Origin of the sequence: Streptomyces sp. NPDC051907 (assembly GCF_040681075.1) — a bacterium.
GTDB lineage: Bacteria > Actinomycetota > Actinomycetes > Streptomycetales > Streptomycetaceae > Streptomyces.
In genome coordinates, this window is the sequence record NZ_JBFAYB010000062.1 from 1 (window position 1) to 17,221 (window position 17,221).

At 68.3% G+C, this 17,221-nt stretch carries 19 protein-coding genes and 3 pseudogenes; 13 read left to right on the top strand and 9 right to left on the bottom strand.

Features of this window, described 5'->3' with window-relative positions:
* A pseudogene (locus tag AB0M39_RS27385) lies at nt 1-191 on the bottom strand (ribonuclease BN); the annotation flags it as partial.
* Nucleotides 192-702: 511 nt separating this feature from the next.
* Nucleotides 703-1,218, bottom strand: a complete 516-nt coding sequence (locus AB0M39_RS27390) for a helix-turn-helix domain-containing protein (RefSeq protein WP_365368580.1) — start codon at nt 1,216-1,218, stop codon at nt 703-705.
* Between the two features lie 99 nt (nt 1,219-1,317).
* Here AB0M39_RS27390 and AB0M39_RS27395 point away from each other — a divergent pair, with 99 nt between their 5' ends.
* The 3 genes from AB0M39_RS27395 (at nt 1,318) to AB0M39_RS27405 (ending at nt 5,169) form a co-directional block, all read left to right on the top strand.
* Nucleotides 1,318-2,103: an SDR family oxidoreductase gene (locus AB0M39_RS27395; RefSeq protein WP_365368581.1), complete on the top strand. Its 786-nt coding sequence runs from the start codon at nt 1,318-1,320 to the stop codon at nt 2,101-2,103.
* 25 nt (nt 2,104-2,128) lie between these two features.
* Entirely contained in the window at nt 2,129-2,488 is a 360-nt protein-coding gene (locus AB0M39_RS27400; RefSeq protein ID WP_365368582.1) for a nuclear transport factor 2 family protein, read from the top strand.
* Nucleotides 2,489-3,036: 548 nt separating this feature from the next.
* Entirely contained in the window at nt 3,037-5,169 is a 2,133-nt protein-coding gene (locus AB0M39_RS27405) for an ATP-binding protein (protein ID WP_365368583.1), read from the top strand.
* Here AB0M39_RS27405 and AB0M39_RS27410 read toward each other — a convergent pair.
* Nucleotides 5,162-6,307, bottom strand: a complete 1,146-nt coding sequence (locus AB0M39_RS27410; protein WP_365368584.1) for a hypothetical protein — start codon at nt 6,305-6,307, stop codon at nt 5,162-5,164. The two genes, AB0M39_RS27405 and AB0M39_RS27410, sit on opposite strands and share 8 nt — an antisense overlap.
* A 1,196-nt stretch (nt 6,308-7,503) precedes the next feature.
* Between AB0M39_RS27410 and AB0M39_RS27415 the strand changes: the two genes are divergently transcribed.
* The 3 genes and pseudogenes from AB0M39_RS27415 (at nt 7,504) to AB0M39_RS27425 (ending at nt 9,529) form a co-directional block, all read left to right on the top strand.
* A complete protein-coding gene (locus AB0M39_RS27415) occupies nt 7,504-7,857 on the top strand; it encodes a ferrous iron transport protein A (protein WP_365368585.1) in 354 nt (117 codons plus the stop codon).
* A 258-nt stretch (nt 7,858-8,115) separates the two neighbouring features.
* Nucleotides 8,116-9,149, top strand: a pseudogene (locus AB0M39_RS27420) (transposase).
* Nucleotides 9,150-9,223: 74 nt separating this feature from the next.
* Nucleotides 9,224-9,529, top strand: a complete 306-nt coding sequence (locus AB0M39_RS27425) for a hypothetical protein (RefSeq protein ID WP_365368586.1) — start codon at nt 9,224-9,226, stop codon at nt 9,527-9,529.
* Between the two features lie 108 nt (nt 9,530-9,637).
* On the opposite strand, the gene AB0M39_RS27430 is transcribed toward AB0M39_RS27425, so the two are convergent.
* Entirely contained in the window at nt 9,638-10,087 is a 450-nt protein-coding gene (locus tag AB0M39_RS27430; protein ID WP_365368587.1) for an HD domain-containing protein, read from the bottom strand.
* A gap of 341 nt (nt 10,088-10,428) precedes the next feature.
* Between AB0M39_RS27430 and AB0M39_RS27435 the strand changes: the two genes are divergently transcribed.
* From AB0M39_RS27435 to AB0M39_RS27450, 4 genes are all read left to right on the top strand, one after another.
* Complete coding sequence (locus tag AB0M39_RS27435) at nt 10,429-10,707, top strand: hypothetical protein (RefSeq protein ID WP_365368588.1); 279 nt, start codon at nt 10,429-10,431, stop codon at nt 10,705-10,707.
* Between the two features lie 107 nt (nt 10,708-10,814).
* Entirely contained in the window at nt 10,815-11,027 is a 213-nt protein-coding gene (locus tag AB0M39_RS27440; protein ID WP_365368589.1) for a three-helix bundle dimerization domain-containing protein, read from the top strand.
* Nucleotides 11,008-11,199: a YozE family protein gene (locus AB0M39_RS27445; RefSeq protein WP_365368590.1), complete on the top strand. Its 192-nt coding sequence runs from the start codon at nt 11,008-11,010 to the stop codon at nt 11,197-11,199. Before AB0M39_RS27440 ends, AB0M39_RS27445 begins: the two co-directional genes overlap by 20 nt.
* Before the next feature lie 428 nt (nt 11,200-11,627).
* A complete protein-coding gene (locus AB0M39_RS27450; RefSeq protein WP_365368591.1) occupies nt 11,628-11,840 on the top strand; it encodes a YozE family protein in 213 nt (70 codons plus the stop codon).
* Here the strand turns inward: AB0M39_RS27450 and AB0M39_RS27455 are convergent.
* From AB0M39_RS27455 to AB0M39_RS27470, 4 genes and pseudogenes are all read right to left on the bottom strand, one after another.
* A pseudogene (locus AB0M39_RS27455) lies at nt 11,819-12,007 on the bottom strand (AraC family transcriptional regulator); the annotation flags it as partial. The gene AB0M39_RS27450 and the pseudogene AB0M39_RS27455 sit on opposite strands and share 22 nt — an antisense overlap.
* A gap of 133 nt (nt 12,008-12,140) precedes the next feature.
* Entirely contained in the window at nt 12,141-12,347 is a 207-nt protein-coding gene (locus AB0M39_RS27460) for a three-helix bundle dimerization domain-containing protein (RefSeq protein WP_365368592.1), read from the bottom strand.
* A gap of 115 nt (nt 12,348-12,462) precedes the next feature.
* Complete coding sequence (locus tag AB0M39_RS27465; protein WP_365368593.1) at nt 12,463-13,566, bottom strand: PP2C family protein-serine/threonine phosphatase; 1,104 nt, start codon at nt 13,564-13,566, stop codon at nt 12,463-12,465.
* 382 nt (nt 13,567-13,948) lie between these two features.
* Nucleotides 13,949-14,128, bottom strand: a complete 180-nt coding sequence (locus AB0M39_RS27470) for a hypothetical protein (protein ID WP_365368594.1) — start codon at nt 14,126-14,128, stop codon at nt 13,949-13,951.
* Nucleotides 14,129-14,425: 297 nt separating this feature from the next.
* On the opposite strand from AB0M39_RS27470, the gene AB0M39_RS27475 reads away from it, so the two are divergent.
* The 3 genes from AB0M39_RS27475 (at nt 14,426) to AB0M39_RS27485 (ending at nt 15,987) form a co-directional block, all read left to right on the top strand.
* Nucleotides 14,426-14,821 carry a hypothetical protein gene (locus tag AB0M39_RS27475; protein ID WP_365368595.1) on the top strand — a complete coding sequence of 132 codons (396 nt, stop codon included), beginning with the start codon at nt 14,426-14,428 and terminating at the stop codon, nt 14,819-14,821.
* Nucleotides 14,822-14,985: 164 nt separating this feature from the next.
* Complete coding sequence (locus tag AB0M39_RS27480; protein ID WP_365368596.1) at nt 14,986-15,780, top strand: sporulation protein; 795 nt, start codon at nt 14,986-14,988, stop codon at nt 15,778-15,780.
* A 78-nt stretch (nt 15,781-15,858) separates the two neighbouring features.
* Nucleotides 15,859-15,987 (top strand): HNH endonuclease, encoded by a 129-nt coding sequence (locus tag AB0M39_RS27485; protein ID WP_365368597.1) that lies wholly within the window; start codon nt 15,859-15,861, stop codon nt 15,985-15,987.
* Nucleotides 15,988-16,345: 358 nt separating this feature from the next.
* On the opposite strand, the gene AB0M39_RS27490 is transcribed toward AB0M39_RS27485, so the two are convergent.
* On the bottom strand, nt 16,346-17,218 hold the full coding sequence (locus tag AB0M39_RS27490) for an alpha/beta hydrolase (protein ID WP_365368598.1): 873 nt from the start codon (nt 17,216-17,218) through the stop codon (nt 16,346-16,348).
* Nucleotides 17,219-17,221: the final 3 nt, after the last annotated feature.

Sequence of the window (17,221 nt, forward strand, 5' to 3'; positions counted from 1 at the left end):
ACGCCGTAGTAGGTCAGAGCGGCGGCGCGGTCGCCGAGGTCATCGCCGGCGACCTCCTTCATGGTGCGCCTCAGCACGGCCCACCAGGACTTCCCCGCCATGTCCGTCGGGTTCTCCGGGGCTGCCGCGCCTGCCGGAGCCTGTGCCGCCCGCCTTCCGCGCGGATCCTGCTTGCGGTTAGTGGAATCCATGGGATGCGCGTATCCGCACTCTCTGCCGTGAACCCGACTTCAGGCTGCGTGATTCGCCCGATGCCCAACAAAGGAAAGGTGATCTTTTCCGGCTTGGTTCTGGCGCCGGAGGCGTCGAGCGCTTGACGGGGGCTCTCCAGTAGCGGCTGCCGCGCCGACTCGTCGGGCGGAGGAAGCTCTCGGACGCTCTCTTCTCTCCTCAGTGGCAGCTCTGGGAGCAGGCCGGGCGGCTCGGGGCCGGGAATGGCGCCCAGCAGTCCTGCGGGGGCCTGGACCATGGCGATTACTTGTGCGCCTTGGGCCACAGAGATGTCCTGTTCAACACCTGATGCGACCGGTGAGCTGATGGCGATTCTTGGAAACGATCGGTGTTGCTCCTCGCCTCACTTGATCTGGCTTTCAACGGCTGGGGATGATTGACGGGCGTGACACTGCGGGAGCAGGCGTTGCCCAGTCGATCAGAAACGATCTGTGCGTCCCGGCCCTGCCCAGGTGCATGGCCGCGACATCTTTACGCTTCCGCGGGGGTGGCCGGCCGTGTCGCGTACCGGTGGCGCATGGCGTCGCTGGCTGCGGGACCTGCGGTGAAGACGTAGGTGTCGCTGTCGTCGAGCCGGCGGCCGGTCTTGGCGTCGACGACGACGGGCTCGACTTCCTCGCCACTGTGCGCGTCGATGAGGATCATGCTGCGTTCGGCCGGCGTGAGGCGGGAGTTGCCCCACGCGGCCAGGGCGACGATCACCGGCCGTAGGGAGTGCCCGAGTTCGGTGAGAACGTACTCGTGACGTACCGGGTTGGTCTGGTAGGGCCGACGCTCCAGCAATCCGTCCGCGACGAGGGTCTTCAGCCGGGTGGTGAGCATGCTGGAGGAGATGCCCAGGCTCTCCTGGAACTGGTCGAATCGGGTGTAGCCGTCGAAGGCGTCATGGAGGATCAGCAGCGTCCACCACTCACCGACGTGTTCTACCGTCGTGGACAGCGGGCACTCCCGGTCCTCCAGCCTGATCCGGCTTGCCACGGCGACCATCCTCTCAGTTGCTGCTAAAGTCGAAGGTACTAGCTTCTATTTTAGCAGTAATGACGGGAGCGGTGCCTTCTGCGCCCGCATCCGGGAGCGGAGCACATCGTGAGCACGTCCATCAGCGAATCCCTCGAGGGCCGACGTGCTCTGGTCACCGGAGGCACCAAGGGCACCGGGGCCGCCATCGCCCGACGTCTCGCCGAGGCCGGCGCGACCGTGCTGGTCACCGCGCGCAGCCGCCCCGACGGCATGGAGGAGAAGGCGTTCATCACCGCCGACCTGTCCACCGCCCAGGGCGCGGCCCACGTCGCCGCCGAGGTGGACGCCCGCGTCGGAGGCGTCGACATCCTGGTCAACACCCTCGGAGGGTCCGAGGCGCCCGCTGGAGGGTTCGCGGCGCTCGGAGAGGACGACTGGGCCAGGGAGCTGAACACGAACCTGCTGGCCGCCGTCCGTCTGGACCGCGCACTCCTGCCGCACATGATCGCCACGGGCAAGGGCGCGGTCGTGCACGTCACCTCGATCCAGCGCCGCATGCCGCTGTGGAACGGAACTCTGGCCTACGCAGCCGCCAAGGCCGCCCTGACCACCTACAGCAAGGGCCTCTCCAACGAGGTCGCCCCGTACCGCGTCCGCGTCAACACCGTCTCGCCCGGATTCGTGCAGACCTCGGCCGCCGACAACCTCATCGCCCGGATCGCCGAGGAGGCAGACATCACCCAGGAAGCGGCGCTGGGCCGGCTCATGGACTCCCTGGGAGGCATCCCGCTCGGCCGACCCAACCGGCCCGAGGAGGTCGCCGAGCTCATCGCCTTCCTCGTCTCCGACCGCGCCTCGGCCATCGTCGGCGCCGAACACGCGATCGACGGAGGCACCACCCCCACCGTCTGAACCCGCCACCACCCCGAGGAGCGTCATGCACGACAACCAGCCCCGAACCATCACCCCGGACACCCTGCCCGAGGTCATCACTCGATACCTCACAGCGCACCACGCCCACGACACCGCAACCGCAGTCACGGCGTTCACCCGCGAAGCCACAGTGATCGACGACGGCAACACCTACGAGGGCGCTAAGGCGATCGAGGGTTGGCTCGGCCGATCCGCCACCGAATTCACCTACACCACCCACCTCACGAAGGCTCAGCAGACCGACGCAACCCACTACATCGCCACCCACCACCTCGAAGGCAACTTCCCTGGCGGCACCATCGATCTGCGCTACCAGTTCACACTCCGCGAAGACCTCATCGAACGCCTCGTCATCGAGCCCTGAGCCCGCTCACCTGTCTCCGCCTGCACGAAATGCGAGAATGCGCAGGCTCGTGCCCCTTCGGGGCGCATCGGCCGACTCCAGTCCAACGGCAGAGCCGACCCCAGTCCAACGCCAGAAAGGAGGGGTTTCACGTCGCCCGCTCGGATCGGAGGCGGTGGCTCTCGTGGATACGCCGCTCCAGATCTGCCCGGCTGGGTTTCCACGTGCCGACGGTGCGGTCTGTGCAGGCGGCGGCTTGCCGACGAGGCCGCCGAGCGTATCGATCGCCGAGCCGTCCTTACCGCACTGGGGGCACAGGCCCGATCTCTTCGGTGAGTGATCGGGCCTGCTTGAGGGCGTCCGTAGGAGTCGTTGTGGCACCACGAGTGGACAGAGCCGCTCCGCTCGATGGCGCGGGCCGACGCCTCTCCCGCCTCCGACGTGCTTGAGCACCGCATGTATCGCGACACGTAAGGGAGTTACTCAGGCGCGAATGTTTCCATGATGGGCGGACACGGCGATACAGTCCGGCGGAGCAGGAGTGGTGTCCACCAGGGGGAGGGGCCGACGTGTTGGAGGTCGTGGCGCTCAGTGCGCTGACCACGTTCCTGCTGGGGGTGGGGAGTGGGGCCGCCGGGGAGATCGGGAAGAACCTGACCTTGTCGGCAGGGGCTCTGGTGAGACGGACCCTGGGGCGGGAGACTCCGCTGCCGGCCGGCGCGGAAGACCGCCGGGCGCTGGCCGGCCAGGTGCACGCGCGGCTGGGGCGCGATCCGCGTCGGGCTGGTGAGTGGGCCCTGCTCATGGAGAGCCTCCCGGACGAGGCCGCCGAACCGTCCCAGGGCTTCATGCCCCCGGCTCCGTGGGCGTTCACGAACCAGCAGAAGGTGCTCAAGCAGCTGTTGCGGGAGGCCGACCGGCCCTGGGAGGGCCGGCCTCGGGTCGTATTGCTGTCGGGCCCTGCGGGCAGCGGCTCCACCTCGGTGGCGCTCCGGCTGGGCGCCGAAGGCCGCGACCGGTTCCCCGACGGGCAGTACTACGTCGATCTGCGCGATGGGTCCGGGGAGTCCGGACCGGCGCCGGCAGGCGTTCTGCTGCGGTTGTTGCACGAGATGGACGTGGATCCCGAGCGGATACCTTCCACCGAGTCCGGCCGCGAGCGGCTCTACCGGAAGGTCACCGCAGGGCGGAAGGCGCTCGTGGTGATCGACCACACGACCTCGCTGGCGCAGGTCCGTGGTCTCGTACCGTCGACGCCCGATGTCCTGCTCGTGGTGGTCGTGTCCGGGCCGCCTCTGCTGCTGGAGGCCGAGCGCGTCGCCGTGCCGCCGCTGACCGATCGACACGCGAAGCAGCTCGTACGGAAGGTGGCCGGACCGGAGCACGCCACGCGGATAGAGGCGCAGCTGCCCAACGTGCTCGACCGCTGCCGGGGCAACGCGTTCGCTCTCCATGCGGAGGCGCGGCTGCTGGCTCGGGGCGAGACCGAACCCCTGCTTGGCACCAGCGCTTGGCAGGACCATCCGGTGCGTGCCGCGGCACACCTCGCCTCGCTCCGGCTCGGCCCGGAGGCGGTACGCCTTTGCCGGCTGACATCGCTCGGTGGCTGGCCGTCCATCAGCGCGGGCATCGCGGCGGCCGCCGCCGACGTCGACGAAGGGAGCGCCGCTCGACTGCTCGACGAGGCGGTGGATGTCGGACTGCTGGAACCCCTTCCCGATCTGCGCTATCGATTCCGCCCTGAGATCAGGAGGCAGCTGGCCGAGACCGCCGCTTCCGAGTACGGCGTCCGGGAGTGCGCGGATGCTGTGGACCGGGTACTCGACGCGCTCTTGAAGCGGGTGCTGCCCGCGTCCCGTGCTGCCCTGCCCGAGAGCTGGCGGACCGAGCTGCCGCTGGAGTTCCAGGCCGGGCCAGGCCTGCTGCCGGACGGCATCGCGGTGCTGACGGCCGAGGTGCCGAACGTAGCCCGGGCGGTCGTCGTGGCCGAAGAGCATCAGCGGGCCACTACAGCCCTGTGGCTGGCCCGCGCCCTGTGGCCGCTGCAGCTGAAGGCAGGCTACTGGGACGAAGTGCTGCCGGCGCTCCGGGACGCGGCGCGGTGCGCCGAGGAGAGCCGCGCGGACGAACGGCTGGCGGGGGCGCTCCACTTCCAGCTGGCTCACTGCCTGGGCGAGATGGGGCGGTGGGCGCAGGCGGACCGAGCGGCACGGGCGGCCGTCCTGTACGAGCGGGCGGCCGGGCACCTGCGGGGCGTGGCGTCGGCCGTGGAACTGCAGGGCCTGCTGAGCCTGAACCGCTGGCTGTACGAGGAGGCGTACGAACGGTTCGCCGAGGCCGAGTCCGTCTACCGGAGGATCCAGGCCGGTCAAGAAGGCGCGGTCGACCTCCCACGGGCTTTCGCGCTGGTCGAACGCCACCAGGGTCGGGCCCTGCGCGGTATGGGCAGGCTGGCTGAGTCCCGCCGGTGTCTGGAGAACGCCGTGGACTTCTTCGCGGGACGGACCGGAGCCCCACCGGAGGCGTACAACCGGGCCCGTGCCCTGATGGATCTGGCGGAGACCTTGCACGACGACGGTGATGATGCGGCGGCACTGGCGACGATCGCCGAAGCCGAAGCGCTGCTGGATCCCTCTTCCGCGCCGCACCTCAGATACCTCGCCGGTCTGCGGCGGCGGTGTGAGGCAGGCACCGTCAGGTAGCCCAGTCGACCGCGTCCACGCGGAACGGATGCACGCCACCGGCGGTGTGCATGCGCAGTACGACTCCCCGCGCGGGAACCATGCCGTCGTACGCCAGCCAGGCGTGCAGTGCCGAGGCATACGCGGCCGGATCCGCGTCCGCCCCGGCTTCCGCGGACAGCCGGAACATGCCGTGCCCCCGGGTGCGTACGACGCAGGTGTCCGGCCCGGTCACGTACACGGCCGCCGAGCAGTGGGGGTGTCGGAGCAGCACCTCGGCGGTCCACGGGCCGGAGCCGCCCAGCCGCGGATCGCCTGCCTCCCCCTCGCGCGTGATCACGTCCGCTACGTCGAGGTCCCCGTAGTGCCGTGTCTCCTCGTGCACGGCCAGGTGGGCGTCGCCGCCCGCACCGCAGGGGTGCTCCGCCGACCGCTCGATCGCGATGTCCGTCCCCTCCACACGGGTTCGGACATGCAGCGGGGCCGTCACCTTCCCCGGGGTGTACGGCGGAAGGGGAAGAGGCTCCAGGGACGCGGGGCCGGGAGGCTCGGGGAGGTCCATCAGCGCGTAGAAGTGCCGACACAGCAGCTCGGCCGACCGGCCCGGTTCCGAGGTGACGAACCCGGCGGGCGCGGGATCCGGACGATGCGCACGGATCCCCCGCTCCACCTGAGGGAGCAACGGAGCGCGGTGATCGAGCCGTGGCGCGTGCCGGACGAACTCCGCGAGAGGCGCCTCGGCGTCGAGTACGTCCGTCCCGTCGGCGGCCAGCAGCACGGGGGTGCCCAGGGCGGCGGCGTAGTAGGACACCGCACCGAAGTCTCCGAGGACGAGGTCGGCGGCGAGCAGCGCCTGCCGCCAAGCGCTGACGGGGTCGATGAGGACCAGTCCGCTGCGCCGGGCCCGGTCCAGCCACGCGCGGATCTGGCCGGGGCCGTGCCCGAACCAGATGTTCGGGTGGAGCACGGCGGCCAGCCGGTAGTCGTCGGCCGGCAGTTCGGCGGCGAGCCGGGGCAGGAGGCCGGGCAGGATGTCCCGCCCGCCGCTGCCGAAGAACCCCTCTGGGTTCCAGGTCGAGTTCAGGACGACGAGCCGCTGCCCACGCCGGACCCCCAGGGCCCGCCGGAACCTGTCCCGGTACGGACGTGCTGCGAGCATACGGTCGAAACAGGGGTCGCCGGCGAGCACGGCTGAGGGCACTGCTTCCGCGCAGACCCGGGCCAACCGCTCCAACTGCTCGGGGTGGGAGAGGACAAGCCCATCGACGAAGGGCTTTGCGTCGGACAGAAGCCACTGCGGTGACAGCCCGAACGTCGGCTTCCGGCTTCCGGCTCCCGGCTCCCGGCTCCCGGCTCCCGGCTCCCGGCTCCCGGCTCCCGGCTCCCGGCTTGCCTAGTCTCTTAGTGTATCCGACACCGTGTGAGATTATGGACAAACTGCCCTTGAGCTGGTCGAGTTCACCGCCGAAGCTCGCTGCGATCGCCAGATCCACCGGGGTCGAAAGGGCCTGCTCCCACGACAACTCGGGCAATTGCAGGTCGCGGAAGAGTTCGCGGATGCCGCCCTGGAAGGCGGAGGAGCCCGTCGATGTAACCAAGAGCTGGACGCGGAAGTCGTCGTGGAACAGTGGCACCAGGTCCAGCAGGCGACCGGCCGAGGTGATGTTGTGGATCACCAGCAAGACTCGGCGCTGGGTGGTTCGGCTCGTCCACTGTTCGGAACCCTCCCCGACCGGTACGCGAAGCGGCAGGGGTTCTGGCCCCACTCATGACCTCCTGAACGAACATGGTGTCGTCGAGCGAACACCCTATCTGCGGCCGAGCGGTCGCTGAGCGACCTGGAACCGGTGCGGCTCCGGCAGCGGGCGCGCCGGGCACGCACTGCAGCCGGGCAAGGCGAGCCGATGCTACCGATTCGGGCTTACGACACCATCTGGTGATCCTTGGCATCGCCGAGTTTGCACGAAGCGGCCTGCCCGAACCGCCGGCCGCCGACGACGGTAGCCACTGGGGCGACGGAGTCTGCTGGCTCTACTGCGGACAGCAACTCACCAGAGTCCTGTGGATAGGTCCGGCCACCGTCGCCGGAGTCCAGGCACCCGTGTACGCCTGCGGTGCATGCATCAAGGAACTCCAGGCACGCATCTGGCGCTCCCTTCAGCTGCACGACTCGCCCGCCCGACCCGTGTTGTCTCCAGAGAGTGTGTCGTATCAGGCCAGAGCGATCAGGGCGTGGGCGAGGGCACCGGGCCCGGTGCCCCACGGACAGGTGCCCCCACGCCCGACGATCCCGGCGCACGTAGCTTGTTCTTTATCTTCTGGCGCTCCTGAAATGGTGCGGGCAGAGTGGGCGGCATGACAGACAGTTCCGGCCCTGTTCCTGCGGACGTAGATGAGCGCCCGGCGGTAGAGCACATCCTCGGTCGTCCCTTGAGCCAGGCATGGCCGATGGGTGCACTGGCACCGGGCAGCCGGGTCACGGTCCTTCGCGACCAGGACTGGGACGGTCCTTGGCAGGTCGAGTTCGCTGGAACGATCGATGCCGTGGGTACACCCGAACCCAACGAACATGCCCAGTCGCTCAGCGGCGAGCTGCGGTACTGGGTGATCTTTGACGCGCCGCAGTACGACTGCGACGGGGCCGGGCCCTATCGCAAGGCCCAGATCTGGGGTCGGTATCTCAGGGCCGATCCAGAGCCCGAAGCGTAGGAAGCCGCGCCTCACGTGCCGCACGAATCGTCCGTCGAACTGGGTCGCTCACCTGGGCATTCGCCGGACGTGGGGGCAGCCTTCGTCTGATCATGTGCTCCGACCAAGGTGCACGTGACCAAGACGAAGGCCGTGAGGGTGAGTTTGCTGCCTGATGCTGTCCGCAGGGAAGCGTTCGCGGAAGCGTCACGCTTCCGGGGCGAGTTCTACGAGTGTCTGACCGCCCGGCGCGATGAGTTGTTCGAGCTCGTGGACGCGGTGCTGTGTGCGGACGGGGCAGTGAAGTCCCCGGTGGACCTGACGCTGCTGCCCGAGCACCTTCGTGGGCACGGAGCGATGTACGGCGGCCTGAACCGCGGCCGGATCGACGTCGACCGGCTGCGGAAGCTGCTGGCCGGGCTGCCGTTGCCGCGGTTCGACGGTGGACGCCTGGTCCTGGCGGTCGATGTGTCACCGTGGCTCCGCGCGGACGCGCCGTGCTCAGTCGACCGGCTGTTCTGCCACGTCTACGGCCGTGCGAAGACGGCCTCCCAGTTCATCCCCGGCTGGCCCTACTCCTTCGTGGCCGTGCTGGAGCCGGGTGCCACGTCCTGGACCGCGATCCTGATCGCGGTCCGGCTCGGCCCGATCGACCACGCGACCGCGATCACGCCGACCAGCTCCGAGGAGTCGTTGAACGGCTCATCGCCGCAGGGCAGTGGCAGGCCGGGGACCCGGCCATCGTGATCGTCAGCGACGCCGGCTACGACGTCACCCGCCTGGCCTGGGTCCTGCGCGACCTGCCCGTTGAGCTGGTCGGTCGGGTCCGCTCCGATCGCGTCATGAGCCTGCCGAAACCACCGAGAATGCACGGCGTCAACGGCCGGCCGCCCAAGCACGGCCCGGAATTCCGTTTCACCAAGCCGGAGACCTGGCCCGAGCCCGCGATCACCACCGCCACCGACACCACCAACTACGGAAAGGCCGAAACCCAGGCATGGGACCGGATCCACCCACGGCTCACCCACCGCTCATCATGGCTCGACCACGACGGTGAACTTCCCCTCGTCGAGGGAACGCTGATGCGGTTGAAGGTCGAGCACCTGTCGAAGGACCGAGACGCTCCGCCAGTGTGGTTGTGGGCGTCCAAGACCGGCGCCACCCCGAACGACGTGGATGGTTGCTGGCAGGTATTCACCCGCCGCTTCGACCTGGAACACACATTCCGCTTCGCGAAGCAGGCCCTCGGCTGGACCACCCCGAAACTCCGCACTCCCGAGGCTGCGGACCGCTGGACCGTTGAGAACATTTAGGCGTTCTTGTCGATATGAGATCAGAGTGCCTTGAAACAATGGTTCGCCGTTGAGCTGCGGACTAGGCTCCGTGTATGACCGACGAGGTGCCGCCGGAGATGTTGTTCGCTTCTGTGTGCCGGACCCTGGAGCATGCTGGCTTCGACGTCAGATCGGCCACGTCAGTCGATGGAACGGGGCTGTGGGTGCGGCAAGAGGCCTGTGCGGTGGTGGTGGGATGGATTCCGGCCCAGCTAGATCCGGCGGGTCGCCTGAACGCGGAGTATCACGGGATTCGCTCTGCGCTGCGACAGGCGCTGCTGGCGATCCTCACGCAGGCTGGCTTTGAAGCACGGGCGAAGAGTGAGAGCGGTGAGGTGTGGGTCAGGTCGCCGATCTGACCCCACGGCGGCGAGGCTGGAGTCGTGCCCGTAGCGCCTTTCGCCCCAGGGCTGGCTCTCATGGGCAAGACGCGGGCTGCACAGGCCGCCGGGAGAGGGGACTCGGCATCACAGTTTCTGTAGGCCAAGCAGCCGCCGCATCCTCCCGTACTTCTCGCTGAGCTGGGTCCTGGTCGGTTCGTCGAGCAAAGCGAGCCGGTCCGAACTGGCATTGTGGGCGAGGTCTGCCTCCTTGACGAGGAGGGCGCCCGGTGTGGCGAGGATCCGCTGCGTGTACGACTGGTCGCTCTCCCCGGGGCGCTTCGTCATAGCGTCGACCAGGTCTTTCACGTGCTGCGGCAGTGCGGCCGACTTGAGCCACTCGGCGGAGAGCACGTTGTCCTCGATCGTGTCGTGCAGCCAGGCAGCCGCAATCTGCTCGTCGGAACCGCCCCGTTCCCGCACCCCGTCAACCACCGCCTGAACGTGCTCCAGGTAGGGCAGTCCCGTCTTGTCCCTCTGGTGCGCGTGACCTTCGCGGGCGATCGCCTCGACCTGGTCGAGCGTGAGGTTCGGCATGGATACGACTCTACGGGCGCTGGGCCCGCATCCGCCCGACTCACGGGACCTCGCGGACGCGCTCGATACGGGAGCACGAGCGGACGAAACGGGTCGTGGATACGGTCCTTTCGCCGTGGTCCAGCCCGCCGCCTGGGCCTGGGTTGCCCCGTTCGGCCCGCCAGGGTTGCCCAGCTCCAAGGAGGCGTCGAGTCTCGAGGAGACCACTCGTGCCAGGCGTGCCTCTGGTGCCGCCGTGCCACCTGAGGAGCCTGGAGTGGAAACGTATCCGTTCGACAGCTGGGCACTTCGCTGGGCGGTCCACGCCAGGGAGGTGTCGCACGGCGAGGTGGTCGCGGGGCTTGGCCGCTGATCCGCGCGGGGTGTACCTCACCCCGTCGGTCGTCTTCCCGCTGGGTCCTGCCGCCCGGGCCCTCGGAGTGCCGGCGGTCCTCGTGCGTACAGCCCTGCACCAGCTATCGGAAGCCGGCCTGGTCCGTCTCGGCACCGAAGACGACCACGAGGACGGGCCGCGGGTGAGGGTGACCCTCCTGCCGCCGTTCCCGGAGGTCACCGCCGGCGCCGCCTCCCTCGCACCGCCTCCCGCCGACCGATGCGAGGCGGATGACCCCGGCTCGTGAGCGCGGGCGGCGTGCTGCCTCCGGCCGAAAGTGCCTTCGCGACGCCACGGCTGCCCGGACGAGTCATGCCTGCGGAAGGGCACGGAGATGCAGGTCTCCGCCCTGTCATGGAACGCCTCAAGCGCGCCGTTCACCTGTTGACCCCAGGCCTGGAAGGCGCGGTCGACACGGCACATCGAGAGCTCCGCACGGCACACGTGCAGATGTACATCTTGATCCTGGTCGAACGGCGCGCGGCAATGACACTCGCCGCGATGAACGCAGCAAAGGTGCCTGAAACGGAAAACGAACGGAGCCGGGATGAAGGACACCTTCGGTAGGTGGCTGGCGCAGTTTGCCGAAAGCTCCACCTCGCTCGGTGACCTCGCCCGGCTGGCTGCCGCCGATCCGGCCTGGCCGAACGAACCCGACCGGCTTCAGACCTACGTCGACTACCTGAAACAGGCCGGCGCGGCCCCTTCCGGAGCGGACGGGTCACTTCGTCTGCCTTAGGCAGTGGGTGCTCAGAGCGCGGAAGATCTTGTGCGTGTCAGGCTGGAGGGGGAATCCGGCGACGACGGAGTGCCCACGCAGGCAGGACCCGGCCAGTGCCCGCACTCCACTGGCCGGGTCCTGTGCTGCCGTTCGGGCACGAGGCGATGAGGGCCTCCTTCTCCGATTCCGTCATCCTGCATCTCAGCCTTCTTTCGAAGTGCGTCTCCTGAAATTCGGGAAGTGCTCGGTAATCCGGCTCCGCCGCCACGCGTGGGCGGCTGTCGTAGCCGATAGGCCGAAAATCTGCTGCGCTCGTCCGGCAGCTGGTGGTGAGCGCGTATCGTGCGCCGCGGCGCTCAGCGGCTTCCTGTGTGAGAGGAACGCCGACCCGTCGCTGCTCGGCAGATGCAGCCGGTTCTGACGACTTCGGATACGGGGATGGCCCGATGGACGGGTTCACTGCGTGGTTGTTGCGCCACGTGACGGACCAGGATGCGATCGGGGAGCTCGCCCGGCGGGCGGACGCTGATCCGGATTGGCCCGAAGGCCCTGACCGGCTGCGGACTTTCACGGATCACCTGGAGGGCAGCGGTGCCAAGCAATCAACTCTGCAGAACCTCATGGACGCCTGGGTCCGCTACGCCTCCCACTGGGCGTGATGGGTCGGCGGGATCTTGCCCGGGGGCGCGGTTGCTGGGGTGTGCGACGTGTCCCGGATTCGGTGGCGCCATTCTCGCGGTGTGATGCCGTAGGAGGCCCGGAACCGGCGGGTGAAGTGGCTGGGGCTGGTGAAGCCGCAGCGTGCCGCCACCGCCGACACGGGGAGGCCGGCGTGCCTCGTGGAGGTCAGAAGGCAGCAGTCCGGCCCCGCAGTTCTTTGCGCAAGAGGTTCCCGGCGGGGCGGGGAGCCTCCGGTCTATTGGCTGGCTCGATCCATGCCAGTTCGAACCCGGATCGCCTCAGCGGTCTTCGGCGTGAGGGAGCAGATCCTTGGCCCTGCGTTCCATGAGAATCGGCAGGTAAGTACGCACTCGTGCGTTGCGGAATTCGTCGTACGCCGTTTCCACCGAGCGTCGTACCAAGCGTGAGTCCAGATCGGGGCGCGACCGCGCTAGTCGCTCGATCACATGGCGGATGACACTCACATCATCCGTCTCTGCCGCCATGATCAAGCCTTTCGTAGCGGGGATCTCTCCCTCAACTGTCGCGCAGCCATGTCCTGCGATCTAGCGGATCTCTCGCCATTGTGCACGGCGTAGTGGAATGCGGTTCGGCAGGCGCCTACCGGTTCTCGATCGGGATCGGGGCGACTGCGTGAGGAACAGAAGAATGGCCGGTCGTGTGGCTTACGCGTTCGATTGCTACCAGGGCGGCATCGTCTCCGAGATGGCCACCGGCATGTTCGAGCAGATCGTCCTGTAGGTAGCGGAGGAGTGCCTCGGGTTCATGGCCGGGCCATGCGGCGACCCGCTCGGTCAGGGGGTAGAAGATGCCGTGTCGGTCCCGGGCTTCGATGACACCATCCGTGTAGAGCAGGACGAGGTCGCCGGTGTGAAGGGCGAAGGCGTCCGCAGTGGAGGGGGAGGTCATGAACTCTGTGAGGCCCAGGGGTGGAGCCTGCTGACGCACCTGCAGTTCGAAGACCTGGCCATCCCTGAGGAGCAGTGGCGGCGGATGCCCGCAGTTGATCATCATTAGCGCCGGCGAGTGGTCCTGGATGTCGAGAACGGCTGCGGTGGTGAATGCCTCGTTGTCGCTCTCCGTGTCCCAGTCGCCGGGCGTGTCCAGATCCGAGGAGACGGTTGCCTCCAGATAGGTGACCAGTGTGGACAGGTCGGGCTGCCAATGCGCCGCGGCCCGGAAGGCGCCGAGGAGCCGGGCGGCCTCGCCGATCGCCTCCAGGCCCTTGCCTCGCACGTCACCGATGATGAACCGGGTCCCCCCGGTCGTGCGCGCCGCTGCGTACAGATCTCCGCCGATCTGTGCCTCGGCTTCGGCCGCCAGGTAGACGGCGGCAAGCCGAAGGGGCCCGATCCGGTGTGGAAGGGGTCGCAGAACCACCTGCTGGGCGGCCTGGGCCACTGAGCGCAACTGGGTCAGCTGCTGTTCGTGCCGCTCACGCAGTCTCGCCAGAAAGGCGACCAGTACCGAGATAAGAACCAGGGCGACGATCTGAAGGGTGTGGTTGAGATCGGTCAGACTGGTGCGTGTCACGGCGACCACCGCTTGGGCGAGCACTGCGAGCGCACCGATCAAGCCCGTCGTACCAGGACCCGCGAAGGACGCGGTGATGGCGGGAGCCGCGACAAGGAATGGGCCAAGATGAACTTCGGGAGGGGCCAGGATGTCCACAACCGTCACGATCACGATCAGGGCGATGGGCACGGCCAGCCGAACATCGTACGGTCTCTGAGACTGGCGGCGATGTCCAGGAATTCGTCCAGAGTCCATGCGACTTGCATACACCCGGTGATGCCACGGTTCCCGTCCAAAGGAGCGGTGTGTCCATGCGCCGTGGTCCGTCCTGAACACCCAGATCGCCTGAGAACACCTGCCGCGGGAACTTGGCTTCGGCCCAGGCGCGACCTAGTGGGGCCCCGGTCATCGGGCAACCGCAGACCGCCGCGAGCTGCGCGGTTTCGCTGCGTGCTGCAGCCGCTTCACGGACGTGGTTAGGCCGCGTGGCTGAGGGAGGCCAGAAGGTGAGCAGCTTCGGTAGGCCACCTGCTATTCAAGGCAGGTGCTCATCGCTGAGAACACCGAGCAGCTACGAACTGGACTCGATCGCCCTTCGCCGTCGGAGGTTGAGCAGAGAGCGGGTTCCGTCGACGATGAGAGCAGCGCCTGCCATGATGGCGAAGATCGAGTAGGGGACCGTGACGATGACGTCCAACGTGTAGAGGGTGAGAAGCGTCCGCCTGCCGCGATAGCGCTGGAGGCCGTCCACCTGTTCATGATGACTCCTGTTGGTGCGCAGGTCAGCTCCGCAGAGCGGATGATGTGCCCCGCGGCGTAACCGCTCGGGTACCCGGCTGCTGCCCGTGGACGAACCCTGGAGCAGCCAAGGCCGTGACACGAGCCGCATGGGCCCCCAGCCTTCCGTACCAATCAGTACAGCGGAAGTAGCCGCCGTGACCATGGCGTGGTAGAAGCCGTCGCCTTTGAGGCGGCAGTCGCGGAGGACTTCGCACCGGCCACGCTGCATCCTGTGGCAACGCCCACGCTCAGTCTCTACAGTCACCGCATGGCCACAGAGGACGAGCCCCCAATTCAGCCCGACATCGCCGCGATGCTCACCGACCAGACGAGCGCGTGCAAGCCAGCACGCGAGGCCATCGCCGCCGGCGCCGAGGTGCGGGTCGTGGACGGGTTGGCGCCCCACTGGATGGTCCATGGGATCGCCGCAACGAGGCTGAGACGGTCGTTGGCCCGCGGCCTGCAAGAGACCGTCGGCCTCGACGAGACCGTTGAGATCCTTGCACGGCACCGCGGCGAGCAACTGCGTACCGGGACCATCCTCGCAGCAGACCGGCTCTGGTTCTTCAATCTGTACTTCGACGCCACCGGGACCGAGCTCTTGGCGTGCAGCGGTGTCGAACGGCCTCGGCGGCCCAGCGCGAAGGACTCGTCCGAGCCGTGAGCTGATCCGCATCCGCCCTCTGTCGGAATTGCGGCGACGATCTCTGCGCCGGAGGGAAGCCGGGGGAAAGAACAGGGCCCCCATTTCGCGGAAGGGAAGCCACTCTGGGGGACGGCGGTCGGGGAGATCCTTCCGGGGCAGGCCAGGGCGGTTAGCCTGTGCGCATGGTCTTCAGACGCCTGTGGGGCGACAAGGGCGAGATACCGCTCGACATAGACACCGTCATCCTGTCCGAGCCCGTCGAACCGGGAGGGATGCTCACCGGTGAGGTGGTGCTGCGCGCGCCAGATCGTGATGTGGAGGTGCAGTCGATCCACCTGGAGGCGTTCGTCGATACGCTGGGCGTCCACAAGGGCGACGAGGGCAAGGGCCACTCGTTCACCTCCACCGCCGCGAGCGGATGGTTCACCCTGAAGAAGGGTGAGGAGAGGCGGTCGCCATTCCGCCAGCGGCTCAGGTGGGGGACCCCGGTGTCCGAGGTGAACGGGCAGCAGTTTCACGGCGTGTCCCTGACCCTACACACCAAGGTCGAGGCCGAGGGCATCAGCACCCGGACGGACGCCGATCCCGTGCGCATCGCCGCGCTGCCTCTGCACACAGCCGTATTCGACGCCTTCACCGCCGCGGGCCACGGGTGCACGACCTCACAGATCGTCGACTCGACCATCCCGGACACTGAGTACCACCTCTATCTGCGGCAGAGCTTCCTGCTCACCCGGCGGACCGGCTGCGAGGGACCGCGGGAGCTGGAGCTGACCTTCCACAACAACGCCGTCGGCTGCGAGATCTACCTCCGTCGGGCCGCGCTGCACGAGAGACACTGGGACGACAAGCCGCCAGCCCTGCGCTATCTCGCCGCCCACCACGACGTCGGTCGGGTGGACTTCGCGGAGGAGGTCCAGCGCTGGATCGGCGAGGTCGCCGCCCTGGACCAGGGCCACGCCGGTGCCGCGGACTGACGGTGCCGCGCGGCGGCCAGAGCCGTCGGGCCAACTAGCTTGACTCTGTCGTCGCCGGAGACGAAGTGACCAGAGCTCATGAGCGCAAGTCTCGACCACATCATCCCGCTGGCCAGGCAGGGAGACCACACCCGCATCAACGTCCAGCTGGCGCATCTGCTCTGCAACCTGCGGAAGTCGGACAAGCTGCTGGACGCCGCCGCCTGAGCCGCAAGATCGCTTCGCCGCCGCGAACCGTCCGCACCGAGGAGAACATCGACGAACTCCGGGCCGAAGCCGCACAGCTCAAGGCGAACGTCGACGACGAAGCCAGCCCGCCGAACGAGCCGTTCGCGGCGCGAGGGCACCCAGCCGATGCACTTCAAAAACTACGGGACGTTTGAAGGGGGCGGGGCTCGTCGAGCGGCTCGTGACTGAATAGGTCCCCCCGTCGCCGGGGAGTCGACGAACCATGTCCAGCGACTCCAGGGCTGGTTCAGCCGGTTGGGGGAGGTGGGCGAACAGCACCGGGGCCCACCCTCCAGGGTGTCCAGGCGGGGGGTGGCCAGTCCCGTTCCGTCTCGCGTTATGAGGCGGGGTGGGCGAACCGGCGGACGAAGGCGAGGGCGGTGTCGGCGACCTCGCGCCAGCCGTGGTCGATGGTCAGGGAGTGGCCGCGGCCGGCTATCTCGGTGATCTCCGTGATCGCGTGCGCGTTGTGGGCCTGCTTCTTGTAGGAGGCGTTGGCGATGGCCCAGGGGACGGTGTGGTCCTTCTCCCCGGAGATGATCAGCAGCGGTCCGCGGTCGGTGGAGGCGGTGTCGACCTTGGCCTCGGTCCACGGGTTGACGTTCGCCGCAGCCGCCTGGAACAGAGGTTCTCCCGGGGCGGGGACGGCGAAGGCGGCGTACAGCTCGCGGGCTTCTTCCTCGCCGACCGCGTTGGCGAAGGAGTAGCGGAACTGCTCGTACGTCAAAGGGACGGCGCGGTGGTAGTTGGCCGGGTTGCCGAGGACCGCGCTCGCGGCCCGCAGCGAGGACAGCGGTAGCGGCAGCACGCCGCGGAACGGCGCCGGATCGATGGCGACGGATGCTCGGGAGAGGCCGCGCCCGGCGGTGATCTGGGTGATCAGGCCGCCGAAGGAGTGGCCGATGACCACGGGCTTGCGGTCGAGTTCGCGGATGAGGCCGCAGAAGTGGTCGGCGACCTGTCCGACGCTCTTGCCGGCGAAGACCTCGGGGTGGGCGTTGGCCTCCTCGACGGTCTCCGGGTCGTCGGGCCAGCCGGGGGTGACGGGCGCGAAGCCGGCCTCCTCGAACACTGCGGCCCAGCGGTCCCAGCTGGTGGGCAGCAGCCACAGGCCGTGGATGAAGACGACGGGGATGCGGCCTGTGGCGTTGGCCGCTTCGACCTTGGCGAGGTCGCGTGCGTAGGGCGGGGTGGTTTCGTGAGATGGCACGGG

Bases quoted from the DNA above. Each gene is read 5' to 3' on its own strand.
- AB0M39_RS27460 (WP_365368592.1), bottom strand. From the start codon at position 12,347: ATGGCGGCAGAGACGGATGATGTGAGTGTCATCCGCCATGTGATCGAG.
- AB0M39_RS27485 (WP_365368597.1), top strand. From the start codon at position 15,859: ATGAGCGCAAGTCTCGACCACATCATCCCGCTGGCCAGGCAGGGAGAC.
- AB0M39_RS27430 (WP_365368587.1), bottom strand. From the start codon at position 10,087: ATGCCGAACCTCACGCTCGACCAGGTCGAGGCGATCGCCCGCGAAGGT.
- AB0M39_RS27480 (WP_365368596.1), top strand. From the start codon at position 14,986: ATGGTCTTCAGACGCCTGTGGGGCGACAAGGGCGAGATACCGCTCGAC.
- AB0M39_RS27425 (WP_365368586.1), top strand. From the start codon at position 9,224: ATGACCGACGAGGTGCCGCCGGAGATGTTGTTCGCTTCTGTGTGCCGG.
- AB0M39_RS27475 (WP_365368595.1), top strand. From the start codon at position 14,426: ATGGCCACAGAGGACGAGCCCCCAATTCAGCCCGACATCGCCGCGATG.
- AB0M39_RS27445 (WP_365368590.1), top strand. From the start codon at position 11,008: ATGAAGGACACCTTCGGTAGGTGGCTGGCGCAGTTTGCCGAAAGCTCC.
- AB0M39_RS27415 (WP_365368585.1), top strand. From the start codon at position 7,504: ATGACAGACAGTTCCGGCCCTGTTCCTGCGGACGTAGATGAGCGCCCG.
- AB0M39_RS27410 (WP_365368584.1), bottom strand. From the start codon at position 6,307: ATGCTCGCAGCACGTCCGTACCGGGACAGGTTCCGGCGGGCCCTGGGG.
- AB0M39_RS27390 (WP_365368580.1), bottom strand. From the start codon at position 1,218: ATGGTCGCCGTGGCAAGCCGGATCAGGCTGGAGGACCGGGAGTGCCCG.
- AB0M39_RS27440 (WP_365368589.1), top strand. From the start codon at position 10,815: ATGGAACGCCTCAAGCGCGCCGTTCACCTGTTGACCCCAGGCCTGGAA.
- AB0M39_RS27450 (WP_365368591.1), top strand. From the start codon at position 11,628: ATGGACGGGTTCACTGCGTGGTTGTTGCGCCACGTGACGGACCAGGAT.
- AB0M39_RS27400 (WP_365368582.1), top strand. From the start codon at position 2,129: ATGCACGACAACCAGCCCCGAACCATCACCCCGGACACCCTGCCCGAG.